This is a genomic window from Leucobacter allii, assembly GCF_022919155.1.
GTDB lineage: Bacteria > Actinomycetota > Actinomycetes > Actinomycetales > Microbacteriaceae > Leucobacter > Leucobacter allii.
Map to the genome: position 1 here is coordinate 1,110,868 of NZ_CP095045.1, position 25,164 is coordinate 1,136,031.

Here is a 25,164-nt window from a genome sequence, read left to right on the forward strand (position 1 = left end):
CCGCGCACGCGGGAGCGGGCGCCTCGCGCTGCGCGGCGCCGATCCGAGAGGAACGGCCGTCATGAAGCTGAGCGAGTTCCGGCGAGCGTGCGCCGCGGAGTTCGGCGCGGAATACGCCGGGGTGCTGCTGCGCGACCACTGGCTGGCGGCGCTCGGCGGGACGGCGGAGGAGGCCCTCGAGCGCGGCGTCGCCGCCCGGGCCGTCTGGGAGGCGCTCTGCGCGGACCTCGACGTGCCCCCCGAGCGGCGCTACGGTCGCGGATTGCCCGATCCGCGGGACTGAACCGGTCTTCCCCGGAGCGCCGCGGTGTGCCAGGCTGATCGGGAGGGGGCGCGCATGGGCGAGGAAACGGGGCCGTTCTTCCACGGCACGATCGCCGAGCTGCGCGCCGGCGATCTGATCACCCCCGGCCGCCCGTCGAACTATCGCCCCGAGGTGGTCATGCGCCACGTCTACTTCACCGCGCTGCCCGACGGTGCGGGGCTCGCGGCCGAACTCGCGGGCGAACTGGCGGGCGGCTCGGCGACCCCGCGCGTGTACGAGGTGGCGCCCACCGGCGCGTTCGAGGACGACCCCAACGTGACCGATCGCAAGTTCCCGGGAAACCCCACGCGCTCGTATCGGAGCGCCGCGCCGCTGCGCGTCGTCCGCGAGCTCGGCGAGTGGCCGCGGCTGACGCCCGAGGCGCTGCGCGGCTGGCGGGAGCGCCTCGTGGACGTGCCCGCGCACCGGCGGGGCGAGATCCTCAACTGAGCCCGTCGAGCGAGACACGCCGCGCATCGCTTCGAAGATGTGTTCGAATCGTGCTAGCTTCGTCCACAGGTCGGCAGTTCGCCCGATCATCCACAGATCCGCCCTCCGCCACCCCGATGTCGGAGGCCCGTCCTAGGGTGTGAAGCAACAGCCGCCCAACGCCTTGTCCCGGGGCCACCGCCCCGGACAGTCGGTAGGCAGCAACCCAGCGGCGGCGCCGCGCACAGCTAAAGGAGCAGGACATGGCAGCACCCAAGGATCGCGAGAAGGCGCTCGAGGCGGCGCTCGCGCAGATCGACAAGAACTTCGGCAAGGGCGCCATCATGCGCATGGGCAGCCAGGAGCGCGCTCCCGTCGAGGTCATCCCGACCGGCTCGGTCGCGCTCGACGTCGCCCTCGGCATCGGCGGTCTGCCGCGGGGCCGGATCGTGGAGATCTACGGCCCGGAGTCCTCCGGCAAGACGACGCTCACCCTGCACGCGATCGCGAACGCGCAGCGCGCGGGCGGCATCGCGGCCTTCATCGACGCGGAGCACGCGCTCGATCCCGAGTACGCGCAGAAGCTCGGCGTCGACATCGACGCGCTCCTCGTCGCCCAGCCCGACACGGGGGAGCAGGCGCTCGAGATCGCCGACATGCTCATCCGCTCGGGATCGGTCGACCTCGTCGTCATCGACTCCGTCGCGGCGCTCGTGCCGAAGGCCGAGATCGACGGCGAGATGGGCGACAGCCATGTCGGCCTCCAGGCCCGCCTCATGTCCCAGGCCCTGCGCAAGATCACGGGCAGCCTCAACGCCACGAAGACCACCGCGATCTTCATCAACCAGCTCCGCGAGAAGGTCGGCGTGTTCTTCGGCAGCCCCGAGACGACCTCGGGCGGCAAGGCGCTGAAGTTCTACGCCTCCGTGCGGCTCGACATCCGACGCATCCAGACCCTCAAGGACGGGACGGACGCCGTGGGCAACCGTACGCGGGTCAAGGTCGTCAAGAACAAGATGGCGCCGCCCTTCAAGCAGGCCGAGTTCGACATCCTCTACGGCATCGGCATCTCCCGGGAGGGCTCGCTCATCGACTACGGCGTGGAGCAGGGGCTCATCAAGAAGAGCGGGGCCTGGTTCACCTACGACGGGGACCAGCTCGGCCAGGGCATGGAGAACGCGCGCCGCTTCCTGATCCAGAACCCCGACATCGCCTCCGAGATCGAGGAGAAGATCCTCACGAAGCTCGGCGTGAACGGCCGCAGCGATCAGCCCGCCGAGGAGAGCGCGGCACCGATCGCGACGATCGGCGACGGCGAGCAGCGCGTGAGCGCCTAGCGCCATGGCGGTGCGATTCCTGCCCCCGCCCGAAGCGCCGCGACCGGAGCGCGCGGCGGAGCGCGGCGACCTCGCGGAGGTCATCGAGCTCCGCTCGCGGCTGGCGCAGCGCTCCTGGCTCCCGGCGTCCGAGGGGCCCGAGCCCGGCGGAGCCGCCTCCGGCGCCCCCGCGCGCGGCGCTCCCGAGCTCGGCGGAGCCGAGCCCGATGTCGATCCCGGGGAGGTCCCTGGGGCGGAACCCGGGGAGCTGCCGAGCATCGCGCGCGCGCCGGTCGCCATCGACGAGCCCGCAACGGAGGCCCCGTCGGAGCGCGCCGGCTGCGCCGAGGACGGCGTACGGATCCTCGCGCGCCGCGCGCGATCCAGCGGAGAGCTGCGCGAAGAACTGCTCCGGCTCGAGCACGACGCCGGGGAGGTCGAGACCGTCATCGACGAGTTCATCGCGAGCCACTACCTCGACGATTCCGGGCTCGCCCGCGCGGTCACCGAGAAGCTGCGGAGCTCCAAGCGCGCGAGCCGCTCCCAGATCCGGGTGAAGCTCCGCGGCCGGAAGCTGCCGGACGCGGTCATCGAGGAGGCGCTCGGAGCACTCGACGTCGACGAGGAGTTCGCGCTGCTGCGGGAGACCGCGGTCGATCGGGCCCGCAAGCTCGGCGGGCTCGACCGGCAGACCGCCGAACGACGCCTCCTCGGCTTCCTTGCACGGCGCGGCTGGTCCGGCGAGCCCGCGGCGCGGGCCGCGCGCGAGGCGCTCGACGGCGCCGGTCGCCCCTCCGGCGGCGTCCGCTTCAGCTGATCCCGGGCGCACGGCGCCTGATCCCGGGCGCACGGCGCCGCCGGGGCCGCTCGGTAGACTGGGCGCATGAGTCTCGCCATCGCCGATCCCACCGAGATCGCGCCGTCGCCCGCGGCGCTCCGCCCCGACGGCACCCCGCGCAGCTACACGGTGCGCACGCTCGGGTGCCAGATGAACGTGCACGACTCCGAGCGGCTCTCCGGCTCGCTCGAGGCCGCGGGATACGTCGCCGCGGAGGACGCGGATGCGGCCGACGTCGTCGTCATCAACACCTGCGCCGTGCGCGAGAACGCCGCGAAGAAGCTCTACGGCAGCCTCGGCACGCTCGCCGGGGTGAAGCGGCAGCGCGAGGGGATGCAGATCGCCGTCGGGGGATGCCTCGCGCAGAAGGATCAGGGGGAGATCGTCGCGAAGGCCCCCTGGGTCGACGTCGTCTTCGGTACGCACAACATGGGCTCCCTGCCCGTGCTGCTCGAGCGCGCGCGACACAACGCCGAGGCCCAGATCGAGATCCTCGAGTCCCTCGAGGTGTTCCCCTCCACGCTGCCGACGAAGCGCGATTCGGCATCGAGCGGCTGGGTCTCCATCTCGGTCGGCTGCAACAACACCTGCACCTTCTGCATCGTCCCCTCGCTGCGGGGCAAGGAGAAGGACCGTCGACCGGGCGACATCCTCGCCGAGGTGCGGGCCCTCGTCGACGACGGCGCCATCGAGGTGACGCTGCTCGGGCAGAACGTCAACACCTACGGCGTCGAGTTCGGCGACCGGCAGGCCTTCGGCAAGCTGCTGCGCGCCATGGGCGAGATCGAGGGCCTCGAGCGCGTGCGCTTCACGAGCCCGCACCCCGCCGCGTTCACCGACGACGTGATCGCCGCGATGGCCGAGACCCCGAATGCGATGCCGCAGCTCCACATGCCGCTGCAGTCGGGGTCGGACGCCGTGCTCAAGGCGATGCGGCGCTCCTACCGTTCGAAGCGCTTCCTCGGCATCCTCGACGCCGTGCGCGCGCGCATTCCGCACGCGGCGATCACGACCGACATCATCGTCGGGTTCCCCGGCGAGACGGAGGAGGACTTCCAGGAGACCCTTCGCGTCGTCGAGGCGTCCCGATTCTCGAGCGCGTTCACCTTCCAGTACTCGATCCGCCCGGGCACCCCGGCGGCCGAGATGCCTGACCAGCTGCCCAAGGCGGTCGTGCAGGAGCGCTACGAGCGGCTGCTCGCCCTGCAGGAGCGGATCTCGCACGAGGAGAACCTCGCGCAGATCGGGCGCACGCTCGAGGTGCTCGTCGCCGTCGGCGAGGGCAAGAAGGACGCCGCGACGCGCCGGCTCTCCGGCCGGGCTGAGGACAACCGCCTCGTCCACTTCGCCCTCCCCGAGGGCGCCGAGGAGCCCCGACCGGGCGATGTCGTCACGGTCGAGGTGACGAGCGCCGCGCCGCACTTCCTCATCGCCGACTCCGCCGTGGCCGCGACGCCCCGGTACGCGGTGCGGCGCACGCGCGCCGGCGACGCGTGGGATCGGCGTCAGGCGGAGAGCTGCGGCGTCCCCGCCCCGGCGGCGGCGAGCGGCAGCGCGCCGCGCGTCGTGAGCCTCGGGCTGCCGGCGCTCCGGACGAGATGATGCCCGGGCAGGCCCCGGCCCCGCGGCTGTGGGCCGTGGTCGGCGCGACGGGGACCGGCAAGTCCGCCCTCTCCCTCGACCTCGCGGAGGCGCTGGCCGCGCAGGGCCGCCGGGCCGAGATCGTGAACGCCGACGCGATGCAGCTCTACCGCGGCATGGACATCGGCACGGCGAAGCTCGCCCCCGCGGAGCGCCGGGGCATCCCGCACCACCTCTTCGACGCGCTGACCCCTGCGGAGGAGGCGACGGTGGCCTGGTACCAGCCGCGCGCCCGTGGGGCCATCGCGGGCATCCACGCCCGCGGCGCCGACGCGATCCTCGTCGGCGGATCCGGCCTCTACGCCTCGAGCGTGCTCTTCGACTTCCGCTTCCCGCCGCGCGACGACGCGCTGCGGGCCGAGCTCGAGGCGGAGGCCGCGCGCGCCGGCGTCGATCCGCTGCTCGAACGGCTGCGCGGCATCGACGCGCGCGCCGCCGCAGCGGTCGATGCGCGCAATCCGCGCCGCGTCGTGCGGGCGCTCGAAGTGGCCCTGCTCGGCGGCGAGGCCCAGACGGAGCTGCCCGCGGCGCCCGAGCACTGGTACGGCGGATTCCCGGGCGCGACCCGCCTCCTCGGGGTGCACTGCGAGCGGTCCGAGCTCGTACCGCGGCTCGACCGCCGAGTCGAATCGATGTGGGCTGCGGGGCTCCTCGACGAGGTGCGCGGCCTCCTCCCGTACGGCATCGCCCACGGCCCGACCGCTTCGCGGGCGATCGGGTATGCGCAGGCGCTCGCGCAGCTCGAGGGCCGCATGACGGAGGCGGAGGCGATCGCCGAGACGCAGGCGCTCACCCGTCGCTATGCGCGGCGCCAGGTGAGCTGGTTCAGACGCTACGCGGGCATCGAATGGCTCGCCGCCGGGGAACTGCCCGGGGCGCTGCTGCGCGCGCGTGCGGATGCGTGAGGAGGACGAGCATGGGAGTCGCGCTGCGCGCCTTCGATACGGCGGACACCGAGGAGGTCGTCGCGCTCTGGAAGCGGTGCGGGCTCACGCGACCGTGGAACGACCCCCGCGCCGACATCGCCCGCAAGCTGACGGTGCAGCCCGAGCTCTTCCGCCTCGCGGTGGAACGCGCTCCCGTCCCCGAGGCGGGTGCGCCGAGGGGCGACGTCGCCGCTCCGGAGGCCATCGTGGGCAGCGTCATGGCGGGATACGACGGGCATCGCGGATGGATGTACTATCTCGCCGTCCACCCGGCGCGACGGGGCGCGGGGATCGCCCGGGCCCTGGTGGCCGACGCCGAGGCGCGGCTCCTGGCCCTCGGCTGCCCGAAGGCCATGCTCATGGTGCGCCGCGACAACGGCGATGCGCTCGGACTGTACGACGCCCTCGGCTACCGCACCGACGAGGTGCACGTGCGCGGCAGACGGCTCATCGCGGATCATGCCCCGGCCTCCGAGCCGCGGGACGCCCCCGCGGCAGCGCCCCGTAGACTGGGGCGATGACCACCCTCGCGTTCACCAAGGGCCACGGCACCGGCAACGACTTCGTGCTCTACACCGATCCCGAAGGAACGCGCCCGCTCACGCCTGAGCAGATCCGCTTCCTGTGCGACCGCCGCTTCGGCATCGGCGCGGACGGCGTCATCCGCGCCGTGCGCTCGCGCGCGCTCCCCGAAGGGGCGGCGAGCCTCGCGGAGGAGCCGGAGGCCGAGTGGTTCATGGACTACTGGAACGCCGACGGCACGCCGGCCGAGATGTGCGGCAACGGGATCCGCGTCTACGCGCACTACCTCATAGCCGAGGGGCTCGTCGCTCCGGAGCGCCGGGACACGCTCCCCATCGGCACCCGCGCGGGCGTCAAGGACGTGCTCGCCGGGGTCTCCGGCTACACCGTCGACCTCGGTCGGTGGCGGCTCGCGCCGGAGCGGCTCGTCGCGGCGCACGGTCTCGACGTCGCCAGGCCCGGCCTCGGTATCGACCTCGGCAACCCCCACATCGTCGCGGCGCTCGCGCACGACGGGGAGCTCGACGCGCTCGACCTCGGTCGACGCCCCGCACTCGACCCGGAGCCCGCCGACGGTGCGAACGTGGAGTTCGTGGTGCCCGCCGATCCGCTGGTGAAGGACGGCGTCGCGAGGATCCGCATGCGCGTGCACGAGCGCGGCGTCGGCGAGACGCTCTCCTGCGGCACCGGCACCGCCGCTGCGGCGCTCGCGTTCCGGCATTGGGGCGGCGAGGGCATGCCGAACCACTGGCGGGTCGACGTGCCGGGAGGGCGGCTCGCCGTGCGGATGTTCCCGACGGAGGAGGGCGAGCACGTCTCCCTGAACGGGCCGGCGGAGCTCGTCTACTCGGGCGAGATCGAGCTGCCCGAGGCCTGATCCCGGTCGGCCCCGCGGAGTCGTCCCGATCGCGCACCCGCCCCGCGGGATCGCCGCGCGGAGGACGCGCAAGGGGCTCTGCGGCCGAATGGACCCCGGTCGCGTGCGTTCCGCGCGGCCGCCGCGATCCGTAGCTCTACGATGGGGGCATGCGCTCCGATGCACCGGTCCGACCGTACGCCCGCGTCGTCGGGGCGATGCTCGCGGGAGCGCTCGCGCTCGGGGCCGTCGCCTGCTCCGGGCGCACGCCGATCGGCGCGGAGGGATCGTCGGGAGCCGCTTCCACGGAACACGAGAAGCTCGACGCGCTCGCCGCCGTGCTCGGCGATGCCGGCACGGTGGAGGAGGTGCGCAGCGCCCCGGGCGACGGCGGATTCCTGCAGGGGTCGTCCGTCTGCATCGGCGTCGATGTCGTCTTCCTCGAGGATCCCGACGCGGCGCGGTTCGACCGCGTGCTCCAGGAGATCACGGGCATCACGGGCTGCCGGCACGATCAGACGGCGATCGGCTTCGCGTCGCACGCGACGCGGATCTCCTTCGCCGCGGACATCGTGAGCGTTCCGCCGGACGACTACGGCAACGTCATCGAAACGGTGCTCGCCGAATGGCCCGAGGAGGTCGTGCTCGAGCGGCAGCACGATGGGACTCCCGTCGCCTTCCTGGTCTCCCGGGTTCCCGCAGCGGAGACGGGGACGCCGGTGTCCGGCCAGGTGGAGGCCGCCGCGCGGGCGATCGTCGCCGAGCAGGAGCCGCACGCGGACGGGCAGGCCGAGGTCCGTTCGCTCGTGATCCCGGAGGGGGCGAAGCCGGTGGACCCCGACCCCGAACTCCGCCTGCGGCACGACCGGGCGCTCGGCGACGCCGCGCTCGGCGTGCTGGAGGCCATCGCCGCGGCGAGCACGGACGCGGCGGACGGCGCGAAGTGGACCTTCCGGCTCGACGCGTCTCCGACGCGCATCGGCGGGGTGCTGCTGCTCCCCGGCGGGCGCTGGGACGAGGATCCGACGGCGTGGGGACGATTCATCGGCGACACGCCGGGGAGCCCCCGCGCGACGCCGCTCCCGCCGGAGGCCGAGGCCGGGCCCGGATGGCGCGCGACATGGTGCGAGGCGAGCGCTGCGGCCGAGCAGCTGGCGGAGGAGCTGCACGCCGGCGTCGCGGCGGCGGGGCTGGAGGACGGCCTCGAAGTCGTGCTGTACGGCGAAGGCGTCTCGGGCCTCTGCCGCTTCGACCCGGCCGCCGACGCCGGCGAGCGCGACGCCGGCTGAGCTCCGGGCTGAGCTCCGGGCTGAGCGCCGGGCACTGGGCCTGCGCGACCGTGGAAATGACGCGCGAGGGGGTGTTCCGGCCGAACGACCCCGGTTCGAGTGAATCGCGCGGCTACGCCTGCGCGCGGATGACGTGAAAGCCCTTGTCGCGGGCGATGCGGGAGACCTCCAGCGTGGGGAACTCCGTCGCGATCCAGCGCTGGAGCGAATCGGCGCCGAGGTGCTTGGCGACGACGAAGTGCGCGACGCCGGGTTCGGAGCCGGCGCTCAGCCGGGGGAGCCACTGCCGCAGGATGCCGTGCAGCGCCTCCTTGCCCACCCGGATGGGCGGGTTCGAGCGGATCTCGGCGAAGCCGAGCTCCGCCGGAACGTCCTCGGGGGCGGCGACGCGCACCCGCTCGAGGCCGAGCCCTGCGGCGTTGCGCCGGGTCAGTTCGCGGGAGCGCTCGTTGACGTCGATCGCCCAGATCTCGCGCTCGGGATCGCGCAGCGCCGCATCCAGCGCGATCGGCCCCCAACCGCAGCCGATGTCGAGCAGCGGGCCGGCGGCATCGTCGCCGAGCGCGGGATCGGCGGCGAGCTCGCGGAGCAGGATCCCGGTGCCGCGGTCCAGCTGCTCGGGGCTGAACACCCCTCCGGCCGTCAGGACGGTGCGGGCGGCGCCCGCCAGCACCGCCTTGATCTCGCGGGGCTCCAGCGCGCCCGCGGGCGACGCCGAGAAGTAGTGCTGATTCACCCCTCCAGTATCCCAGCGCCTGCGCCGTGGGCGAACGGGGACGCGCCCGGACCGCCGCCGACGTACACTGGAGGCCAGATGACGAAACGTTTCTCAGAAGAAGAAGTGGACCAGCGGGAGACCCCGGAGCTCGAGGACGAGACCGCGGCGCCCGAGGAGACGACACGGGGGCCGCGGCGGACCCGCTCGACCGGGTGCTGGCGCGCGCCGCCGGAGGCGCCACCGTGATCCGCGACGCGGGTCGCGTGCACGACCTCACGGGCGGCGCGCAGGCCCTCGGCGACGCCTCCGACGACCGACTCGCCGACGACCTCGACGCGATCCGCATGGAGCGCGAGGATCGCGCGTCGCTGAAGCGCGTCGTCGGACTCTCGACCGAGCTCGAGGATGTCACGGAGGTCGAGTACCGCCAGCTGCGCCTCGAGAACGTCGTGCTCATCGGCGTCTACTCCGGCTCCGGTCAGCGCGGCCTCGAGGACGCCGAGAACTCGCTCCGCGAGCTCGCCGCCCTGGCCGAGACCGCGGGCGCGCGCGTGCTCGACGGACTGCTGCAGCGCCGGGCGAACCCTGACCCGAGCACCTATCTCGGCAAGGGCAAGGCCAGGGAGCTGCAGGAGCTTGTCGCCGCCGTCGGCGCGGACACGGTCGTCGCCGACACCGAGCTGGCCCCGAGCCAGCGCCGCGCGCTCGAGGACGTCGTGAAGGTCAAGGTGATCGACCGCACCGCCGTGATCCTCGACATCTTCAGCCAGCACGCGAAGAGCCGCGAGGGCAAGGCGCAGGTGGAGCTCGCGCAGCTCGAGTACCTGCTGCCGCGCCTGCGCGGCTGGGGCGAGTCGATGTCGCGCCAGGCGGGCGGCCAGGTCGGCTCCGGCGGCGCCGGCATGGGCTCCCGCGGCCCCGGCGAGACGAAGATGGAGCTGGATCGGCGCAAGATCCACACCCGGATGGCGAAGCTGCGCAAGCAGATCGCCGGCTTCGCACCGGCCCGTGAGGCGAAGCGTTCGAGCCGCAAGCGAGGCGAGGTGCCGTCGGTCGCGATCGCGGGGTACACCAACGCGGGGAAGTCGAGCCTCGTCAACCGGCTCACCGGCACTCAGGAGCTCGTGCAGAACCAGCTCTTCGCGACGCTCGACACGGCGGTGCGGCATGCCGAGACGGCCGACGGGCGCAGTTTCACCTACGCCGACACGGTCGGCTTCGTCCGCAACCTCCCGCACCAGCTCGTCGAGGCGTTCCGCTCGACGTTCGAGGAGGTGGGCGAGGCGGATGTGATCCTGCACGTGGTCGACGGCTCGCACCCCGATCCCGAGTCGCAGCTGCGCACCGTCCGCGACGTCATCGCCGAGGTCGACGCGCAGGCCATCCCCGAGCTCGTCGCGTTCAACAAGGCGGATCTCCTCGACGATTCGCAGCGGCTCGTGCTGCACGGCCTCGTGCCGGACGCGGTCTTCGTCTCCGCCCGCACGGGCGAGGGGATCGAGGAGCTGCGGGCGCGGATCGACGCGGCCCTGCCGATCCCTGATCGGGAGGTGACCGCGGTGATCCCCTACGATCGCGGTGAGCTGGTCGCCGAGCTGCACGAGCGCAACCGGGTGCTCGAGACCGAGTACGTCGAGGCCGGCACACGGGTGCGCGCGTACGTCACGGGCGAGATGTTCGCGAAGCTCGAGGGCTACCTCTCGGCATAGGGGAAGCGCCGAGGGATTCCGCGTGATGACAGGGATAAGCGGAGCCGCACTCCGGTCATAGTCGGCAACAGGGCTAGGGCGGACGCGCGCCATCGGCATACCTTGATGGGGTTCCACGGGGAGAGGCAGCCGGCCTCGAACCTTGAGTTCCGACCGCAAAGGATGACCATGACCGCGACGACCCCCCTGCCCACCGCCACGATCCTCGGCTACCCGAGGATCGGCCGCCGCCGCGAGCTCAAGCGCGCGGTCGAATCCTTCTGGGCGGGCCGCATCGACGAGACCGAACTGCGCGCGACGGCCCGGGAGCTGCGCGCCGCAACCCGCGAGCGGCTCGTCGCGCTCGGGCTCCCCGCCGCCGGCGGCGCCATCCCCGAGAGCTTCAGCTTCTACGACCAGGTGCTCGACGCGACCCTCGCGCTCGGCGCGATCCCGGCGCGCTTCGCCGACATCGCGGGGGCGGGCGACCTCGCGAGCTACTTCGCGCTGGCCCGCGGTGACGAGCGGCACCAGCCGCTCGAGATGACGAAGTGGTTCGACACGAACTACCACTACAGCGTCCCCGAGATCGACGAGCGCACGCCGTTCGCCGCCGACCCGGCGCAGCTGGTCGCGCAGCTCGTCGAGGCCCGGGGGCAGGGCGTCTCCTCCCGCCCGGTGCTGGTGGGGCCCGTCACCTACCTGCTCCTCGCGAAGCCCTCGGACGACGCGGGACGGCGCTTCACGCCCATCGATCGCCTCGATGAGGTCGTCGCGGTCTACGCCGAGCTGCTCGCGTCGCTCGCGGCGGCCGGCGCCGAATGGGTGCAGCTCGACGAGCCGGCCCTCGTCTCCGACTCCCTGCTGCTCTCCCGCGAGGAGACGCTCGCGCTCGTCGAGCGCGCGTACCGCCGGCTCGGCGGCGGCGCCACACGCCCCGCGATCCTGCTGGCGGCGCCCTACGGGGACTCCGCGGCCGCCCTGCCCCGTCTCGGCGCGCTGCCCGTCGAGGCCGTGCAGGCCGACCTCGTCCGCGGCGGCCTCCCCGAGGCGGCGCTCGCCGACGGCTCGCTGGCGCAGGCCTTCACCGGCACGCAGCTCGTCGCCGGGGTCGTGGACGGGCGCAACGTCTGGCGCACCGACCTGCGCGCCGCGCTCGAGCGCCTCGGCCGTCTCCGCGATGCGGGCATCGCCACCGTCGTGGGCACCGCCAGCAGCCTGCAGCACGTGCCCCACGACGTCGCGGAGGAGACGCGGCTCGATGCGCGGCTGCGCAGCTGGCTCGCCTTCGCCGACCAGAAGGTCGCGCAGACGGCGACGCTCGCCCGAGGGCTCGCGGACGGCTCGGCGGCCATCGCCGCAGAGCTCGCCGAGACCGACGCCGCCCTCGCCGACCGTGCTTCCGCGCCCGGCGTGCACGTCGGCGCGATCCGGGATCGCGCTGCGGCCGTCGGCGAGGCCGATCGGCGCCGCGGCGAGGAGGCGGAGCGCCGGGATGCGCAGCGCGCGCTCGGGATCCCCGAGCTCGCGACCACCACCATCGGATCCTTCCCGCAGACCGCGGAGATCCGCCGCGCCCGCGCCGGCTTCGGCCGCGGCGAGATCGACCGGGAGGCCTACGACGGCTTCCTGCGCGCGGAGATCGAGCGCGTGATCCGGCTGCAGGAGGAGATCGGCCTCGACGTCCTCGTGCACGGCGAGGCCGAGCGCAACGACATGGTGCAGTACTTCGCCGAGCATCTGGACGGCTTCGCCGTCACCGAGCACGGCTGGGTGCAGTCCTACGGCACGCGCGCGACCCGGCCGTCCATCCTCTGGGGAGACGTGTCGCGCCCCGCGCCCATCACCGTCTCCTGGAGCGGCTACGCGCAGTCGCTCACGGAGCGTCCCGTGAAGGGGATGCTCACCGGCCCCGTGACGATCCTGGCCTGGTCGTTCGTGCGCGACGATCAGCCGCTCGCCGACACCGCCGATCAGGTGGCCCTCGCCCTGCGCGACGAGATCGACGATCTCGTCGCCGCGGGCATCCGCATCGTCCAGGTCGACGAGCCCGCGCTGCGCGAGCTGCTGCCCCTCGACGCCGAGCGGCAGCGCGCCTACCTCGACTGGTCGGTCGGCGCCTTCCGGCTCGCCACGAGCGGCGCCGGGCCCGGGATCCAGATTCACACGCACCTGTGCTACTCGGAGTTCGGGGAGATCATCGGCGCCGTCGACGGCCTCGATGCCGACGTGACCAGCATCGAGGCGGCCCGCAGCCGCATGGACGTGGTGGCGCCGCTCGGCGACCACGGCTACTCCCGCGGCATCGGCCCGGGCGTCTACGACATCCACTCGCCGCGCGTGCCGAGCGCCGAGGAACAGGCGGAGCTCATCCGGATCGCCGGGCGGCGGATCCCGGGCGAACAGCTCTGGGTGAACCCCGACTGCGGGCTGAAGACGCGGGGATACGAGGAGGCGGTCGCGAGCCTCACGAACCTCGTGCGGGCGGCGCGACTCGTGCGGGCCGATGCGGCGCCGGCCGGCGCCGGCACCGCATGAACGGCGGGGCCGGGGCGTGGCCGACGGGCGCGCTCGCCACGGAGCCCGTCGGCTCGCTGCCCCGCCCGGCGCGGCTGCAACGCGCCGTGCTCGACGCGGAGGCCGGGCTCGCGGACCCCGCGGAGCTCGCGACCGAGCAGGAGCGGGCCGTGCGGGACACTCTCGCGCGGATGGCGGAGACGGGCTCGCCGATCCTGAGCGACGGCGAGCAGCGCAGGCAGAGCTTCGCGAGCTACCCCCTGGGCCCCGCGCCGGACCCCGCGGAGGTCACCGAAGGCCCGGTGTTCGCCGTCTTCGCCGACGGGCACCACCGGGTCGTGCCGAGCCTCGCCCGCGCCCCCTTCGCGTTCCGCGCCTGGGCGGCGGACGACGTCGCGCGGGCGCGGACGATCACCGCGCACCCGCTCAAGCAGGCGGTGGTCTCGCCGTCGATGCTCTCGCTCATGGTGCCGGAGGGCGGGATCGGCGCCCACGCCCGCGAGGACATCCTCGACGACATCGTCGCCGGCTGCGCCGAGGACATCCGCCGGTGCTTCGCCGCGGGAGCCTCCCGCGTGAGCATCGACTTCACGGAGGGTCGCCTCGCCCTGCGGCGCGACATCCGCGCGCCGTGGGCCGGGCCGGAAGCGCTCGGAGGCTTCATCGGGCTCATCAATCGCGTGCTGGACCTCCTGCCGCCCGAGCATCGCGCCGCCGTCGGCGTGCACACCTGCCCGGGGAACGACCAGGACTCGGCGCACAGCGCCGAGGTCGACTATGCGGAGCTGCTCCCCGAGCTCTTCCAGATCGAGGCGGGGTACTTCCTCGTGCAGGCGGCGGGGGAGGCCGAGCCCGACCGGGTGGCGCGGCTCATCGGCAGGCAGTTGCGCTCCGGCGCCGGGAGCGGGCGCGGACCGCGCGTGCTCCTCGGGGTCACCGATCCGACGAGCCCGAAGCTCGAGACCGCCGAGGACATCCGCGACCAGCTCGTGCGGGCGGCGCGGTTCATCGATCCCGAGCGGCTCGGATCGACGGACGACTGCGGCTTCTCGCCGTACCTCGTCGACGAGAAGCCGCGGCACGGCTCGCCCGACTTCGCGCGGGACGTCGCCTTCGCGAAGATCGCGGCGCGCGTGCGGGGCACTGCGCTCGCGACGGCCGAGCTCGCGGGCGCGGCGTCCCCGGTGCTCGCGGTGTCTGCGGTGCCGTCGGCGTCCGCGGTGCCTCCGGCGTCCGCGGTGCTGCCGGGGCACGCGGTCCCGTCGGCGTCCGCAGCTCCCGGCGCGGGGAGTGCGGGATGAGCGCCCTGCTGCTCACGGGCAGCGCGCCGACCCGTACCCGGTTCTCCTTCGAGGTCTTCCCGGCGCGCAGCGGAGCTGCGGCGCTCGCGCTCGGCCACGCCGTGCAGCACCTCTCGGCGGCCGGACCCGACTTCATCTCGGTCACCTACGGCGCGAACGGCTCGAATCGGGACGCCTCGCTCGACCTGCTGCGCTACCTCCGCGACCGCACGAGCGCACTTCCGCTCGCCCATCTCACGACGGTGGGCGAGACGCGGGAGGCCGTACGGCGCGCGATCCACGGGATCCTCGACGCCGGCATCCACGACTTCCTGGCGCTCCGCGGCGATCCGCCGCGCGGCAGCGGCGAGGCCGACGCCGCCGTTGCCGGATCCCTGAGCTCGCGGGAGCTCGTCGAGCTCGTCGCCGAGGCCCGCGCGGATCGGCCCGCCCTCACGAGCGTCGGCCGGACGGCGGTCGCTGCCTACCCGAACGGCCATCCGCTCTCGCGCTCGCGCTCCGAGGATCTGGACTGGCTCGTCGCGAAGCAGGAGGCGGGGGCGCGGTTCGCGATCACGCAGCTCTTCTTCCGCGCCGAGGAGTACCTCGGCTTCGTCGCCGAGGCGCGCGAGCGCGGCCTGCGCATCCCGGTGCTCCCGGGGCTCATGCCCGTCTCCACGAGCGCGCAGCTGCGGAAGGTCGCCTCCCTCGCGGGGCGTCCGGCGCCCGAGGGGCTCGTGCGCGCGCTCGACGCTGCCGGCGGGTACGCGCCGGAGCTCGGGGTCGAGCACACGATCGGACTGGCCCGCGAGCTGATCGCGGGCGGGGCGCCGTCGATCCACCTGTACACCTTCAACCGCCATGAGCAGGTGCTCGCGGTGCTGCGCGAGCTGCATCTGCTCGCCCCGGACCCGGTGCTCCGGGCCTCGTTCGCGGCGGATCGGGCTCGCACGCCCCCAGGGAACTCGCGAGACCCTGTGTAGCTCGCGAGACCCCATGTAGCTCGCGAGACCCTATGTAAGGAAGCGCGAATTTCGTAGGGTCTCGGTGCTTTCATAGGGTGTCGGCGCTCCCGTAGGGTCTCGCGACCGCGACCGCGACCGCGATCGCGGTCGGGATCGCGGTCACGGTCGGGATCGCGGTCGGCGTCGACCGCTCGGCGAGTGCGAGTCAGACTGAGCGGAACACCGCCACGACGCGACCGAGCACCTCCGCGTGGTCGCCGAGGATCGGCTCGAACGCGGAGTTCCGGGGGAGGAGCCAGGTGTGGCCGTCACGGCGTCGGAACACCTTCACCGTCGCCTCGCCGTCGAGCATGGCCGCCACGATGTCGCCGTTCTCCGCGTCGCGCTGCTGGCGCACCACGACGAAGTCGCCGTCGCAGATCGCCGCATCGACCATCGAGTCGCCGACGACCTTGAGCATGAAGAGCTGCCCGTCGCCGACGAGGCTCCGGGGGAGCGGCACGAGCTCCTCGACCTGCTGCTCCGCCGTGATCGGCACACCGGCGGCGATCTGGCCGACGAGCGGCACGTAGGCCGCCTCCTCGGGCTGCTGCTGGGGCGCGTCGGCGACCGCCCCGGACGTGCCGGCGAGCTCGACGAGGATCTCGAGCGCCCGGGGGCGGTTGGGATCGCGCCGGATGTAGCCGCCGAGCTCGAGCCTGCTGAGCTGGTGCGTGACGCTCGAGAGGGACGAGAGGCCGACCGCGTCGCCGATCTCGCGCATGCTCGGCGGGTAGCCGCGCGACTCCACGGAGCGGGCGATGCACTCGAGGATGGCCTGCTGCTTCTCGCTCAGGGGCTTCGGGGGGCGGGGCGCGGCTCCGGTGCTCATCGCTGTCCTTTCCTGCCCCTGCGGGCTGCGGCGGGTCCGACACGGTGAATGTCGGTGGTCCCTGTTCAAATGATCCCGTCGTTCGAAACCCTAGCCGCAGCGTTCGAAGACCGGCAAACAGATGTTCGAGTGTCGCGGAAAAAATCGGAACACATCTTCGATTGCGGCTTGCAGGGATCGAGGATCGAAGATATATTCGAAACAGATGTTCGCACGGCGGCCGCGTCGCCGTCGTCGGATCGGAAGGAGCCCCTCATGAGTGCACAGGCGATGCCGGAGCAGGATCTGCGTGGAGCCGTCGGGGCCGTGAGGCTCCGGCTCACCCGTCGCGGTCGCGTCGTGCTCGGCGGGCTCGCGACGATCGCGGTCGCGGGAGTGCTCGCGCTGCTGGCGACGTTCAGCGCACCGCAGGCGGTCGCCTCCGATGCGGCGTCCGGCGAGTCCTTCCCCTACGTCGTCGTGCAGTCCGGCTCCTCGCTCTGGGAGCTCGCGACCGCGCTCGATCCCGCGGCGGATCCGCGCGACGTCGTCGCGGAGATCGTGCGGCTGAACCAGCTCGACGGCTCCGGCGTCGATGCGGGACAGCCGCTCGCGGTGCCCCTGCGCTACGCCGAGAGCCCCGTCGCGGTCTCCGCGGAGGAGCTCGGCCTCTGAGCCGACGCTCGCTCCGTCTCGACGGTCGCACCGTTTCGATGGTCACGCCGACGGGTCGCGCGCACCGACTCGGTGCGCGCGTCGCGCGCCGCCCGGAGTCGGCATCCCGGCGCGGACGGCCCGCGTGTTCGCGCGTCCGGCCCGCGTAGACTGGGGCGGTGACCAGCCTGAGCGACCTCCCACTGCGCGCATCCCTCGTCGGCAAGGAGCCCTACGGCGCCCCGCAGGACCCGGTGCCGGTGAGTCTCAACGTGAACGAGAACACCCATCCGATCCCGGAGGAGGTGCTCGCGGATATCACCGCCTCGCTCGCCGAGGCCGTTCGCGGCGTGAACCGCTACCCGGATCGGGAGTTCGGTGAGCTGCGGACGGCGCTCGCCGGGTACCTCGGCCACGGGCTGGACGCCGATGGGCTGTGGGCGGCAAACGGCTCGAACGAGGTGCTGCAGCAGATCCTGCAGGCCTTCGGGGGGCCCGGCCGCACGCTGCTGAGCTTCACGCCCACCTACTCCATGTACCCGCTCCTGGCTTCGGGGACGGACACGGGCTGGATCCCCGTCCCGCGACCCGCGGACTACGCGCTCACCGCGGAGGGCGTCGCCGCCGCGCTCCGCGAGCATCGGCCCGACATCGTCATCCTCTGCGGGCCGAACAACCCGACGGGCACCCCGCTCGAGCGGGACGTGATCCTCGCCGCCTACGACGCCTTCGACGGCATCCTCATCGTCGACGAGGCCTATCAGGAGTTCGACGCGGAGCGCGAGAGCGCCGTGTCCCTGCTCCCCGGGCGGCACCGGCTGCTCGTCTCGCGCACCATGAGCAAGGCGTTCGCCTTCGCCGGCGTGCGTCTCGGCTACTTGGCCGCGGATCCCGCCGTCATCGATGCGCTGCGGCTCGTCCGCCTGCCGTACCACCTCTCCGCGCTCACCCAGGCCGCCGCCACCGCCGCGATCCGGCACGCGGACGCCATGCTCGCGACCGTCGCGGACATCCGCGCCCAGCGAGATCGCCTCGATACGGCCCTCACCGAGCTCGGCTACACCGTGCATCCCTCCGGGGCGAACTTCCTGCTCGTCGGCGGATTCCGGGATCCCTCGGCGACCTTCGCGGCGCTCCGGTCGCAGGGCATCCTGATCCGCGATCTCGGGATCCCGGGCCACGTGCGCATCACAGCCGGCACCGAAGCCGAGACCAGCGCCGTGATCGAGGCGATCGCGGCCCTCGGGCCGGGCGGCGCCTGAGCGCGCTGCGGGCCCGCGCCTGCGCTCCTCCCGGATAGACTGGCCGCATGACCGCCGACCCACGCACCGCAGCGCTCGAGCGCGCCACGAGCGAATCGCAGATCAGCCTCAGCCTCGACCTCGACGGCTCGGGGGAATCCGACGTCGAGACGGGCGTGCCCTTCTTCGATCACATGCTCACCGCGTTCGCACGGCACTCCCTCACCGACCTGACGGTGCGGGCGAGCGGGGACGTGCACATCGACGTGCACCACACCGTGGAAGACACGGGCATTCTCCTCGGCCAGGCCATCCTCGCGGCGCTCGGCGACAAGGCCGGGATCTCCCGCTACGGCGACGCGCTCGTGCCCCTGGACGAGGCGCTCGCACAGGCCGTCATCGACATCTCGGGCCGCCCCTACCTCGTGCACTCCGGCGAGCCGGCGGGCTACGAGTTCCACCTCATCGGCGGCCACTTCACCGGGTCCATGGTGCGTCACTTCTTCGAGGCGCTCACCCTCAACGCGCGGCTCACCGTGCACCTGCGGCTCGTCGAAGGCCGCGACCCCCATCACATCGCCGAGGCGGAGTTCAAGGCCTTCGCCCGCGCGTTCCGCGAGGCCAAGGCGCTCGACCCCGCCGTCGCGGGGATCCCGTCGACGAAGGGCGCTCTGTGACGGTGAAGCGCGTCGCGGTGCTGGACTACGGGTCCGGCAACGTGCACTCGGCGGTGAAGGCGCTCGCCCGCGCCGGGGCCGATGTCGAGCTCACCCGCGATCCGGCGGCCGTGCTCGCCGCGGACGGGCTCCTCGTGCCCGGCGTCGGTGCGTTCGACGCGGTCGTGACGCAGCTGCGCGCCGTGCGCGGCGACGAGCTCATCGACCGCCGTCTCGCCGGCGGGCGTCCCGTGCTCGGCATCTGCGTCGGGGAGCAGGTGATGTTCTCCCGCGGCATCGAACGCGGTGTCGAGACGGAGGGGCTCGGCCAGTGGCCGGGCACCGTGCGCGAGCTCCGCGCCCCGGTGCTGCCCCACATGGGGTGGAACACGGTCGAGGCTCCCGCGAACTCGACGCTCTTCTCGGGAATCGCGGAGGAGCGCTTCTACTTCGTCCACAGCAACGCGGCGACCGAGTGGAGCATCGAGGGCCGCACCGAGGCGACCCGCCCCATCGTCACCTGGGCCGAGCACGGCGAGCGTTTCATCGCGGCCGTCGAGAACGGCCCGCTCAGCGCCACCCAGTTCCATCCCGAGAAGTCCGGCGAGGCCGGCATCCAGCTGCTGCGCAACTGGATCGCCGCGCTCTAGGCCGCGCTCCCTCCCGCATCCGAACAAGGAGACCCCATCCCATGAGCGAGCTCGCACAGGGCCCGAAACTCCAGCTGCTCCCCGCGATCGACATGGTCGACGGGCGGGCGGTCCGCCTCACCCAGGGCGAGGCCGGCACGGAGACGAACTACGGCAGCCCCGTCGACGCCGCGCTCGACTGGATCGAGCAGGGCGCCGAGTGGATCCACCTCGTGGACCTCGACGCCGCCTTCGGGCGCGGCAGCAACGTCGCGGTCGCGCGCAAGATCATCAAGCGCGCCGGCGGGGTGAACATCGAGTTCTCCGGCGGCATCCGGGACGACGCGAGCCTCGAGGCGGCGCTCGAGATGGGCGCCCGGCGCGTCAACCTCGGCACGGCGGCCCTCGAGAACCCCGAATGGACGCGCTCCGTCATCGCGCGCTTCGGCGACCAGATCGCGGTCGGCCTCGACGTGCGCGGAGAGACCCTCGCGGCCCGCGGCTGGACCGAGGAGGGCGGCAACCTCTGGGAGGTGCTCGAGCGCCTCGAGGACGCGCACTGCCCGCGCTACGTCGTCACCGACGTGACGAAGGACGGCACGCTCCGCGGCCCGAACATCGACCTGCTCACCCGGGTGTGCGCGCGCACCGACCGTCCCGTGATCGCCTCAGGCGGCGTGTCGAGCCTCGACGACCTCGCAGCGCTCCGCCGGATCGTCCCGCTGGGCGTCGAGGGGGCCATCGTCGGCAAGGCGCTGTACGACGGCGCATTCACGCTGCCCGCCGCGCTCGACGTCGCCGGAGGGGACGCGTAGGCCCCGTGGCCATCAAGAAGCTCCCCTCGACCGGCGACGCGCCGCGCGCCACCGGCGTCCCGGAGAGCCTCGTCCCCGGGGGAGCCGCGGACTCGGCGGGCTTCCCCTGGGAAGGACGGACCTTCGACCATCACGGCACCGCCTTCGCCGGCGACGACGGCTCCGGCCCCGCCGCGGTCGTCGATGCCGTCGCCGAGGTGCGCGCGGCCGCGGCGCTGACCGCGGGGGCCCGGACCGCCGGCGACTACTGGGATGCCGTCGTACGGCTCGCGGGGGCCCATGCCGCCGTGATCGCCGCCCTCGGCAGGGAGCGGGTGCTCGTGCCCATGCTCGCGGACGCCGGAGCACTCGGGACGACGCCGGACGGACGCACCGTGGAGAAGTCCCAGGAGCTGTCGATCGTGACGGTCGCCGCCCCCGACGGCCGTCGCGTGCTGCCCGTCTTCAGCTCGACCGCGGCGCTCGGCAATTGGCACGCCGAAGCGAGGCCGATCCCGGTGCCGGGGGTCCAGGCCGCCGTCGCGGCGGCCCAGGAGCGGACCGACCTGCTCATGCTCGACGCCGCCGACGCCGAGCGGGAGTTCGGCATCCGTCGCCCGGCCCTGCGCGCGCTCGCGCTGGGGGAGCGGTACCTCCCCGCCTGGGCCGATCCCGAGGTCGAGGACGCGTTCGACGCCTCCGCGGCCGATGAGCGTGAGGTGTCCGCCGTGTGGCTCGCCCCCGCGGACCCCGAGTCGCGCCTCCGCCTCCCGGACGTCGACGTGCGGCTGAGGGTCGTCCCGGGGCTCGACCCCGACGGGTTGCGCGCGCTCCTCGGCCGGCTCCAGGAGCGCTGGGCCGGCTCGGCCGTCATCGCCGACCGGGTCGACTCGATGCGCGTGCGCCCCGTCGCCGAACGCTGATCCCGGCGCCGAGCGCCCACCGTGGCGCCGGGCGCTGATCCTGGCGCCGGGCGCCGACACCGCGCCGAGCGCCGACCCCGGCGCCGGGGCTCACCACACGGCGAGCAGGAGCACGTAGCAGGCGGTGCCCGCCGCGATGCTCAGGAGCGCGCGTCGTCGGGCGAGGAGGTGCACGGCGACCGTGACGCCCGTCGCGATCACGACGGGCCAGACCCGCTCCGGGCGGCCGGCGAGCTCGCCGCCGAGCACGACCACGGCCAGGATGAGCAGGATCCCGGCCGGCATCCACCGCCCCAGGGACTGCACGAACCGCGACTTCCGCAGCGGCTTCAGCGCGGCGAAGGGCAGCGCCCGCAGCGCGAGGGTGATGAGGCCCGCGACGGCGATGGCGGCGATGACGTACCCGGTCGACGGCGCGGCGAGGGCGACGCTCATGCGTCCGCCCCGCTCGCCGCGGATCCCGGATCGCCCCGCCGCGCACCGTCCGTCGCGCTGCCGGCCGCCCCGCCCGATCCGCCGTCGCGCGACCCGCCGCTCGGTCCATCGCGCGACACGTCGCCGTCCGGCCCGTCGTCGCTCCCGCGCGCGAGGACGAAGCGCAGCGCGAGCAGCGCGGTGTACACGATGAGCGCCGCCGGCAGCGCCTGGCCGGGGAACGCGAGGAGCGCGACGCCGACCGACAGGCCCGCGAGCAGGAGCGACGGGACCTCGTTCCGGCTGCGCGCCGCGTCCAGCGTCATGACGACGAAGAGCGCGACGAGCGCGAACTCGAGGCCCTCGAGACGAGCCGGGAGGATCCCGGCGAGCGCCACGCCGAGGAGGCCTCCAGCCACCCAGTAGGCCTGCATGAGCAGCTGTCCCGCGACGATGCGGGCCGAGCTCAGCTGTCCGGCGGGCAGCAGCACGTACGTCGCGTATGCCTCGTCGATGAGCGCGTAGACCGAATAGGCGCGGGGGATCCCCGGGGAGACCCGGTCGAGGGGGAACGACAGCGCGTAGAACACGTGGCGGAAGTTCATCGCGAGGACCGTCACCGCGATGGTGAGGATCGGGGTGGTCGCCGCGAGCAGGCTCACGAGGAGGAGCTCGACGGACCCGGCGAAGATGCCGATCGACAGCGCCGGCGCGACCCATCCGGGGAGCCCGGCCTGCACCACGAGCACGCCGAGCGCGACGCCGAGCGGAAAGATGCCGATCCCGACGCCGAGCGAGTCGGCGACGCCGCGCGCGATGCCCGCCCGCCGGGAGCGCGGCACGAGCGGGCTCAGTTCACGGGCCCCGTGTACTTCTCGCCGGGGCCCTGACCGATCGGATCCGGGATCGTCGAGGCCTCGCGGAAGGCGAGCTGCACCGAGCGCAGTCCGTCGCGGAGGCTGCGCGCGTGCATGTCGCTCACCTCGGGCGCGCCGGCCGTGATGAGGCCGGCGAGCGCGTTGATGAGCTTGCGGGCCTCGTCGAGGTCGGTCTGGGACTCCGGGTCGTCGGCGAGCCCCACCTTGACGGCCGCCGCGCTGAGCAGGTGCACGGCCGCGGTCGTGATGACCTCGACGGCGGCGACGTCCGCGATGTCGCGGGTCGCCTGCGCCACGTCGTCGGGTGCCTGCGCGGCATCCTCCGCGCGCGTCTCGTGCTGGTCTGCGGTCTGCTCGCTCATGGGGTCCTGACTGTTCGCTGCGGTCGTGTGCTAGGATTGCCTGTGGTTCTCGGCGACTTGCCGGGATACGGAAGCGGAGATTCTCCCACCCGGCACCGAATCCAGGTTACCGGGTAGTTGGCACCCCGTCGTTCACACGGCAGCTGAAGGGTGCGGGCGGCGCATGCGCGGCCCTGATCTCCGTCCGTGGCTCCCCGAGCGGGAGGACCGACCCATGAGATCAGAGGAGCCGGCGATCAGCGATCCCCGTACGAATGACAGAATCCGCGTCCCCGAGGTGCGACTGGTCGGACCCAGTGGCGAGCAGGTCGGTGTCGTGCCGATCGAGACCGCGCTGCGCCTGGCGGCGGACGCCGATCTCGATCTCGTTGAGGTTGCCCCGAACTCGAAGCCGCCCGTGGCGAAGATCATGGACTTCGGCAAGTACAAGTACGAGGCCGCCCAGAAGCAGAAGGAAGCCCGCCGCAACCAGGCGAACACGATCCTCAAGGAGGTTCGCTTCCGTCTGAAGATCGACAAGCACGACTACGAGACCAAGACCAAGCGCGCCGTCGGCTTCCTGTCGCAGGGCGACAAGGTCAAGGCGATGATCCTGTTCCGCGGTCGCGAGCAGTCGCGTCCCGAGATGGGCGTGCGGCTGCTGCAGCAGTTCGCGGAGGACATCGCGGAGTTCGGCACCGTCGAGTCGAACCCGCGGATCGACGGCCGCAACATGGTCATGGTCATCGCCCCGCTCAAGAACAAGTCCGAGGCGAAGGCGGAGCAGAACGCCCGCCGTGCCGAGGAGAAGGCCACTCGCCGCGCGGACAAGGCGGCATCGCCCGCCGCCGACGGCGAATAATCTGCGGCGCACTGCCTCGCGCAGCTGCCCCGCGCACCACGCAGCCCTCCGGGGCGCGCACTGAACAAGGAGAGATCGATGCCCAAGCAGAAGACCCACTCGGGGGCCAAGAAGCGCTTCAAGCTCACCGGCTCCGGCAAGCTGATGAAGCAGCAGGCCGGCATGCGCCACAACCTCGAGGTGAAGGCCTCGAAGCGCAAGCGCCGCCTGAACGCCGAGCAGGTGCTCGCCAAGGGCGACGCCAAGCAGGCGATGAAGCTCCTCGGCCACTGAGCCCGACGCGAGCGCACAGCTTTCATCTGAGAATTTCGTAAGGAAGAACTGAAATGGCAAGAGTCAAGCGGGCCGTCAACGCCCACAAGAAGCGTCGCGTCATCCTCGAGCGCGCCGAGGGGTACCGCGGGCAGCGTTCGCGCCTGTACCGCAAGGCCAAGGAGCAGGTCACCCACTCCCTCGTCTACGCGTACAACGACCGCCGCAAGAAGAAGGGCGACTTCCGTCGCCTGTGGATCCAGCGGATCAACGCCGGCGCCCGCGCGAACGGCCTCACCTACAACCGCTTCATCCAGGGCCTCGCCCTGGCGGGCGTCGAGGTGGACCGCCGCATGCTCTCCGAGCTCGCCACGAACGAGCCCGCCGCCTTCGCCGCCCTCGTCGAGGTCGCGAAGAACGCACTTCCCGAGGACACCTCGGCGCCGAAGGCCGCGTAAGCGACTCCGACGCTCTGCAGGAGCCCCGCCGCCGTTCCGGTGGCGGGGCTCCTGCGCGTTCCGGCGACGCCCGGACGCGGCCTCGCGCGATAGGCTGGTGCGGATGAACGAAGCGATCCTCGAGAACCCCCAGTCGGCGCGCGTGCGACGGGCCGCGGCGCTCGTCCGGAAGAAGGATCGCCGGCAGCAGGGCCGGTTCCTCGTGGAGGGGCCGCAGGCCGTGCGCGAGCTCCTCGCGTACCGTCCCGAGCTCGTCGAGACCGTGTTCGCGACGATGGGCACGGAGCCCTGGCAGCACGAGATCGATCGGCTCGCGTCCGACGGCGGCGCTGCGCTCGAGCGCGTCACCCCCCAGGTGCTCGCGGCGATCGCCGAGACCGTCCACCCGCAGGGCGTCGTCGCCGTGGCGCGCAGCTGGGAGACGCCCCTCGCCGCGGCCAGCGCGGGCGCCCGGCTCATCGCGATCATGTACGAGGTGCGGGATCCCGGCAACGCGGGCGCCGTCCTCCGCGCGGCGGACGCCGCCGGTGCCGATCTCGTCGTATTCGCGGGGGAGAGCATCGACCCGTTCCACCCGAAGGTCGTCCGCTCCACCACGGGGTCGCTCTTCCACCTCCCCGTCGCCGTGGCCTCGAGCCTCGCCGAGGCCGCGGGCGCGGCCCGCGACGCCGGGCTCGCGGTCCTCGCCGCGGATGTCCGCGGCGAGGACCTGCTCGCCGCGCGGAACGCCGGCGCTCTCGGCGGTCCCGTGGCCTGGGTGTTCGGCAACGAGGCGCGAGGGCTCACGGAGTCCGACCGCGCGCTGGCCGACCGCTCGGTGCGACTGCCGATCTACGGTGCGGCGGAGTCCCTGAACCTCGCGACCGCGGCGAGCGTGCTGCTCTACGAGACGGCCTTCGCGCAGCGCGGGTAGTCGCGCCGGC

At 73.1% G+C, this 25,164-nt stretch carries 29 protein-coding genes; 24 read left to right on the forward strand and 5 right to left on the reverse strand.

Annotation, left to right across the window (positions count from 1 at the left end):
* The first annotated feature begins 61 nt into the window (after positions 1 to 61).
* From MUN78_RS05140 to MUN78_RS05180, 9 genes are all read left to right on the forward strand, one after another.
* Entirely contained in the window at positions 62 to 283 is a 222-nt protein-coding gene (locus tag MUN78_RS05140; RefSeq protein WP_244729246.1) for a DUF3046 domain-containing protein, read from the forward strand.
* A gap of 54 nt (positions 284 to 337) precedes the next feature.
* On the forward strand, positions 338 to 754 hold the full coding sequence (locus MUN78_RS05145) for an NAD(+)--rifampin ADP-ribosyltransferase (RefSeq protein WP_244729248.1): 417 nt from the start codon (positions 338 to 340) through the stop codon (positions 752 to 754).
* 242 nt (positions 755 to 996) lie between these two features.
* Entirely contained in the window at positions 997 to 2,070 is a 1,074-nt protein-coding gene (gene recA / locus MUN78_RS05150) for a recombinase RecA (RefSeq protein WP_244729250.1), read from the forward strand.
* Between the two features lie 4 nt (positions 2,071 to 2,074).
* Positions 2,075 to 2,866, forward strand: a complete 792-nt coding sequence (locus MUN78_RS05155) for a regulatory protein RecX (protein ID WP_244729252.1) — start codon at positions 2,075 to 2,077, stop codon at positions 2,864 to 2,866.
* 66 nt (positions 2,867 to 2,932) lie between these two features.
* On the forward strand, positions 2,933 to 4,489 hold the full coding sequence (miaB, locus tag MUN78_RS05160) for a tRNA (N6-isopentenyl adenosine(37)-C2)-methylthiotransferase MiaB (protein ID WP_244729254.1): 1,557 nt from the start codon (positions 2,933 to 2,935) through the stop codon (positions 4,487 to 4,489).
* Complete coding sequence (gene miaA, locus MUN78_RS05165; protein WP_244729256.1) at positions 4,489 to 5,433, forward strand: tRNA (adenosine(37)-N6)-dimethylallyltransferase MiaA; 945 nt, start codon at positions 4,489 to 4,491, stop codon at positions 5,431 to 5,433. Before miaB ends, miaA begins: the two co-directional genes overlap by 1 nt.
* Positions 5,434 to 5,444: 11 nt before the next feature.
* On the forward strand, positions 5,445 to 5,975 hold the full coding sequence (locus MUN78_RS05170) for a GNAT family acetyltransferase (protein WP_244729257.1): 531 nt from the start codon (positions 5,445 to 5,447) through the stop codon (positions 5,973 to 5,975).
* On the forward strand, positions 5,972 to 6,853 hold the full coding sequence (dapF, locus tag MUN78_RS05175; RefSeq protein ID WP_244729259.1) for a diaminopimelate epimerase: 882 nt from the start codon (positions 5,972 to 5,974) through the stop codon (positions 6,851 to 6,853). The genes MUN78_RS05170 and dapF overlap by 4 nt, the downstream gene beginning before the upstream one ends.
* A gap of 149 nt (positions 6,854 to 7,002) precedes the next feature.
* A complete protein-coding gene (locus MUN78_RS05180) occupies positions 7,003 to 8,121 on the forward strand; it encodes a hypothetical protein (protein WP_244729261.1) in 1,119 nt (372 codons plus the stop codon).
* Positions 8,122 to 8,233: 112 nt separating this feature from the next.
* Here the strand turns inward: MUN78_RS05180 and MUN78_RS05185 are convergent, their stop codons facing one another.
* A complete protein-coding gene (locus MUN78_RS05185) occupies positions 8,234 to 8,857 on the reverse strand; it encodes a class I SAM-dependent methyltransferase (RefSeq protein ID WP_244729263.1) in 624 nt (207 codons plus the stop codon).
* Positions 8,858 to 8,935: 78 nt separating this feature from the next.
* Between MUN78_RS05185 and MUN78_RS05190 the strand changes: the two genes are divergently transcribed.
* The 5 genes from MUN78_RS05190 (at position 8,936) to MUN78_RS05210 (ending at position 15,307) form a co-directional block, all read left to right on the forward strand.
* On the forward strand, positions 8,936 to 9,085 hold the full coding sequence (locus tag MUN78_RS05190) for a hypothetical protein (protein WP_244729265.1): 150 nt from the start codon (positions 8,936 to 8,938) through the stop codon (positions 9,083 to 9,085).
* A complete protein-coding gene (hflX, locus tag MUN78_RS05195) occupies positions 9,052 to 10,548 on the forward strand; it encodes a GTPase HflX (protein WP_244729267.1) in 1,497 nt (498 codons plus the stop codon). The genes MUN78_RS05190 and hflX overlap by 34 nt, the downstream gene beginning before the upstream one ends.
* Positions 10,549 to 10,716: 168 nt before the next feature.
* A complete protein-coding gene (gene metE / locus MUN78_RS05200; protein ID WP_244729269.1) occupies positions 10,717 to 13,065 on the forward strand; it encodes a 5-methyltetrahydropteroyltriglutamate--homocysteine S-methyltransferase in 2,349 nt (782 codons plus the stop codon).
* Positions 13,062 to 14,345 carry a uroporphyrinogen decarboxylase/cobalamine-independent methonine synthase family protein gene (locus MUN78_RS05205; protein ID WP_244729271.1) on the forward strand — a complete coding sequence of 428 codons (1,284 nt, stop codon included), beginning with the start codon at positions 13,062 to 13,064 and terminating at the stop codon, positions 14,343 to 14,345. Before metE ends, MUN78_RS05205 begins: the two co-directional genes overlap by 4 nt.
* Positions 14,342 to 15,307 carry a methylenetetrahydrofolate reductase gene (locus MUN78_RS05210; protein ID WP_244729273.1) on the forward strand — a complete coding sequence of 322 codons (966 nt, stop codon included), beginning with the start codon at positions 14,342 to 14,344 and terminating at the stop codon, positions 15,305 to 15,307. The genes MUN78_RS05205 and MUN78_RS05210 overlap by 4 nt, the downstream gene beginning before the upstream one ends.
* A gap of 187 nt (positions 15,308 to 15,494) precedes the next feature.
* Here the strand turns inward: MUN78_RS05210 and lexA are convergent, their stop codons facing one another.
* Complete coding sequence (lexA, locus tag MUN78_RS05215; RefSeq protein WP_244693476.1) at positions 15,495 to 16,160, reverse strand: transcriptional repressor LexA; 666 nt, start codon at positions 16,158 to 16,160, stop codon at positions 15,495 to 15,497.
* A gap of 255 nt (positions 16,161 to 16,415) precedes the next feature.
* On the opposite strand from lexA, the gene MUN78_RS05220 reads away from it, so the two are divergent.
* The 6 genes from MUN78_RS05220 (at position 16,416) to MUN78_RS05245 (ending at position 21,036) form a co-directional block, all read left to right on the forward strand.
* Entirely contained in the window at positions 16,416 to 16,814 is a 399-nt protein-coding gene (locus MUN78_RS05220; protein WP_244693477.1) for a LysM peptidoglycan-binding domain-containing protein, read from the forward strand.
* Positions 16,815 to 16,972: 158 nt separating this feature from the next.
* Entirely contained in the window at positions 16,973 to 18,055 is a 1,083-nt protein-coding gene (locus tag MUN78_RS05225) for a histidinol-phosphate transaminase (protein ID WP_244729275.1), read from the forward strand.
* A 47-nt stretch (positions 18,056 to 18,102) separates the two neighbouring features.
* Positions 18,103 to 18,711, forward strand: coding sequence for an imidazoleglycerol-phosphate dehydratase HisB (hisB, locus tag MUN78_RS05230; protein ID WP_244729277.1), 609 nt, complete (start codon positions 18,103 to 18,105; stop codon positions 18,709 to 18,711).
* Positions 18,708 to 19,340, forward strand: coding sequence for an imidazole glycerol phosphate synthase subunit HisH (gene hisH / locus MUN78_RS05235; RefSeq protein WP_244729279.1), 633 nt, complete (start codon positions 18,708 to 18,710; stop codon positions 19,338 to 19,340). The genes hisB and hisH overlap by 4 nt, the downstream gene beginning before the upstream one ends.
* A 41-nt stretch (positions 19,341 to 19,381) precedes the next feature.
* Positions 19,382 to 20,134 (forward strand): bifunctional 1-(5-phosphoribosyl)-5-((5-phosphoribosylamino)methylideneamino)imidazole-4-carboxamide isomerase/phosphoribosylanthranilate isomerase PriA, encoded by a 753-nt coding sequence (gene priA / locus MUN78_RS05240; RefSeq protein WP_244729281.1) that lies wholly within the window; start codon positions 19,382 to 19,384, stop codon positions 20,132 to 20,134.
* Positions 20,135 to 20,139: 5 nt separating this feature from the next.
* A complete protein-coding gene (locus MUN78_RS05245; RefSeq protein WP_244729283.1) occupies positions 20,140 to 21,036 on the forward strand; it encodes an SseB family protein in 897 nt (298 codons plus the stop codon).
* 90 nt (positions 21,037 to 21,126) lie between these two features.
* Here MUN78_RS05245 and MUN78_RS05250 read toward each other — a convergent pair whose 3' ends face one another.
* From MUN78_RS05250 to MUN78_RS05260, 3 genes are read right to left on the reverse strand one after another with little or no spacing between them, the layout of a single operon-like run.
* Complete coding sequence (locus tag MUN78_RS05250; protein ID WP_244729285.1) at positions 21,127 to 21,471, reverse strand: branched-chain amino acid transporter permease; 345 nt, start codon at positions 21,469 to 21,471, stop codon at positions 21,127 to 21,129.
* Positions 21,468 to 22,292 carry an AzlC family ABC transporter permease gene (locus MUN78_RS05255; RefSeq protein ID WP_244729287.1) on the reverse strand — a complete coding sequence of 275 codons (825 nt, stop codon included), beginning with the start codon at positions 22,290 to 22,292 and terminating at the stop codon, positions 21,468 to 21,470. The genes MUN78_RS05250 and MUN78_RS05255 overlap by 4 nt, the downstream gene beginning before the upstream one ends.
* A gap of 8 nt (positions 22,293 to 22,300) precedes the next feature.
* Entirely contained in the window at positions 22,301 to 22,690 is a 390-nt protein-coding gene (locus MUN78_RS05260; protein ID WP_244693485.1) for a DUF1844 domain-containing protein, read from the reverse strand.
* 214 nt (positions 22,691 to 22,904) lie between these two features.
* Here MUN78_RS05260 and infC point away from each other — a divergent pair, with 214 nt between their 5' ends.
* The 4 genes from infC (at position 22,905) to MUN78_RS05280 (ending at position 25,154) form a co-directional block, all read left to right on the forward strand.
* Positions 22,905 to 23,531 (forward strand): translation initiation factor IF-3, encoded by a 627-nt coding sequence (gene infC / locus MUN78_RS05265; RefSeq protein WP_244693486.1) that lies wholly within the window; start codon positions 22,905 to 22,907, stop codon positions 23,529 to 23,531.
* A gap of 78 nt (positions 23,532 to 23,609) precedes the next feature.
* Complete coding sequence (gene rpmI / locus MUN78_RS05270; RefSeq protein WP_010156662.1) at positions 23,610 to 23,804, forward strand: 50S ribosomal protein L35; 195 nt, start codon at positions 23,610 to 23,612, stop codon at positions 23,802 to 23,804.
* Between the two features lie 53 nt (positions 23,805 to 23,857).
* Entirely contained in the window at positions 23,858 to 24,241 is a 384-nt protein-coding gene (rplT, locus tag MUN78_RS05275) for a 50S ribosomal protein L20 (RefSeq protein ID WP_244693487.1), read from the forward strand.
* A gap of 103 nt (positions 24,242 to 24,344) precedes the next feature.
* On the forward strand, positions 24,345 to 25,154 hold the full coding sequence (locus MUN78_RS05280) for a TrmH family RNA methyltransferase (protein ID WP_244729289.1): 810 nt from the start codon (positions 24,345 to 24,347) through the stop codon (positions 25,152 to 25,154).
* Positions 25,155 to 25,164 lie beyond the last annotated feature (10 nt).

Bases quoted from the DNA above. Each gene is read 5' to 3' on its own strand.
- MUN78_RS05170 (WP_244729257.1), top strand. From the start codon at position 5,445: ATGGGAGTCGCGCTGCGCGCCTTCGATACGGCGGACACCGAGGAGGTC.
- metE (WP_244729269.1), top strand. From the start codon at position 10,717: ATGACCGCGACGACCCCCCTGCCCACCGCCACGATCCTCGGCTACCCG.
- rplT (WP_244693487.1), top strand. From the start codon at position 23,858: ATGGCAAGAGTCAAGCGGGCCGTCAACGCCCACAAGAAGCGTCGCGTC.
- lexA (WP_244693476.1), bottom strand. From the start codon at position 16,160: ATGAGCACCGGAGCCGCGCCCCGCCCCCCGAAGCCCCTGAGCGAGAAG.
- priA (WP_244729281.1), top strand. From the start codon at position 19,382: ATGAGCGAGCTCGCACAGGGCCCGAAACTCCAGCTGCTCCCCGCGATC.
- MUN78_RS05210 (WP_244729273.1), top strand. From the start codon at position 14,342: ATGAGCGCCCTGCTGCTCACGGGCAGCGCGCCGACCCGTACCCGGTTC.
- recA (WP_244729250.1), top strand. From the start codon at position 997: ATGGCAGCACCCAAGGATCGCGAGAAGGCGCTCGAGGCGGCGCTCGCG.
- infC (WP_244693486.1), top strand. From the start codon at position 22,905: ATGAGATCAGAGGAGCCGGCGATCAGCGATCCCCGTACGAATGACAGA.
- miaB (WP_244729254.1), top strand. From the start codon at position 2,933: ATGAGTCTCGCCATCGCCGATCCCACCGAGATCGCGCCGTCGCCCGCG.
- dapF (WP_244729259.1), top strand. From the start codon at position 5,972: ATGACCACCCTCGCGTTCACCAAGGGCCACGGCACCGGCAACGACTTC.
- MUN78_RS05260 (WP_244693485.1), bottom strand. From the start codon at position 22,690: ATGAGCGAGCAGACCGCAGACCAGCACGAGACGCGCGCGGAGGATGCC.
- MUN78_RS05190 (WP_244729265.1), top strand. From the start codon at position 8,936: ATGACGAAACGTTTCTCAGAAGAAGAAGTGGACCAGCGGGAGACCCCG.
- MUN78_RS05140 (WP_244729246.1), top strand. From the start codon at position 62: ATGAAGCTGAGCGAGTTCCGGCGAGCGTGCGCCGCGGAGTTCGGCGCG.
- MUN78_RS05280 (WP_244729289.1), top strand. From the start codon at position 24,345: ATGAACGAAGCGATCCTCGAGAACCCCCAGTCGGCGCGCGTGCGACGG.
- MUN78_RS05145 (WP_244729248.1), top strand. From the start codon at position 338: ATGGGCGAGGAAACGGGGCCGTTCTTCCACGGCACGATCGCCGAGCTG.
- MUN78_RS05205 (WP_244729271.1), top strand. From the start codon at position 13,062: ATGAACGGCGGGGCCGGGGCGTGGCCGACGGGCGCGCTCGCCACGGAG.
- MUN78_RS05180 (WP_244729261.1), top strand. From the start codon at position 7,003: ATGCGCTCCGATGCACCGGTCCGACCGTACGCCCGCGTCGTCGGGGCG.
- MUN78_RS05250 (WP_244729285.1), bottom strand. From the start codon at position 21,471: ATGAGCGTCGCCCTCGCCGCGCCGTCGACCGGGTACGTCATCGCCGCC.
- rpmI (WP_010156662.1), top strand. From the start codon at position 23,610: ATGCCCAAGCAGAAGACCCACTCGGGGGCCAAGAAGCGCTTCAAGCTC.
- miaA (WP_244729256.1), top strand. From the start codon at position 4,489: ATGCCCGGGCAGGCCCCGGCCCCGCGGCTGTGGGCCGTGGTCGGCGCG.
- MUN78_RS05220 (WP_244693477.1), top strand. From the start codon at position 16,416: ATGAGTGCACAGGCGATGCCGGAGCAGGATCTGCGTGGAGCCGTCGGG.
- hisB (WP_244729277.1), top strand. From the start codon at position 18,103: ATGACCGCCGACCCACGCACCGCAGCGCTCGAGCGCGCCACGAGCGAA.
- MUN78_RS05155 (WP_244729252.1), top strand. From the start codon at position 2,075: ATGGCGGTGCGATTCCTGCCCCCGCCCGAAGCGCCGCGACCGGAGCGC.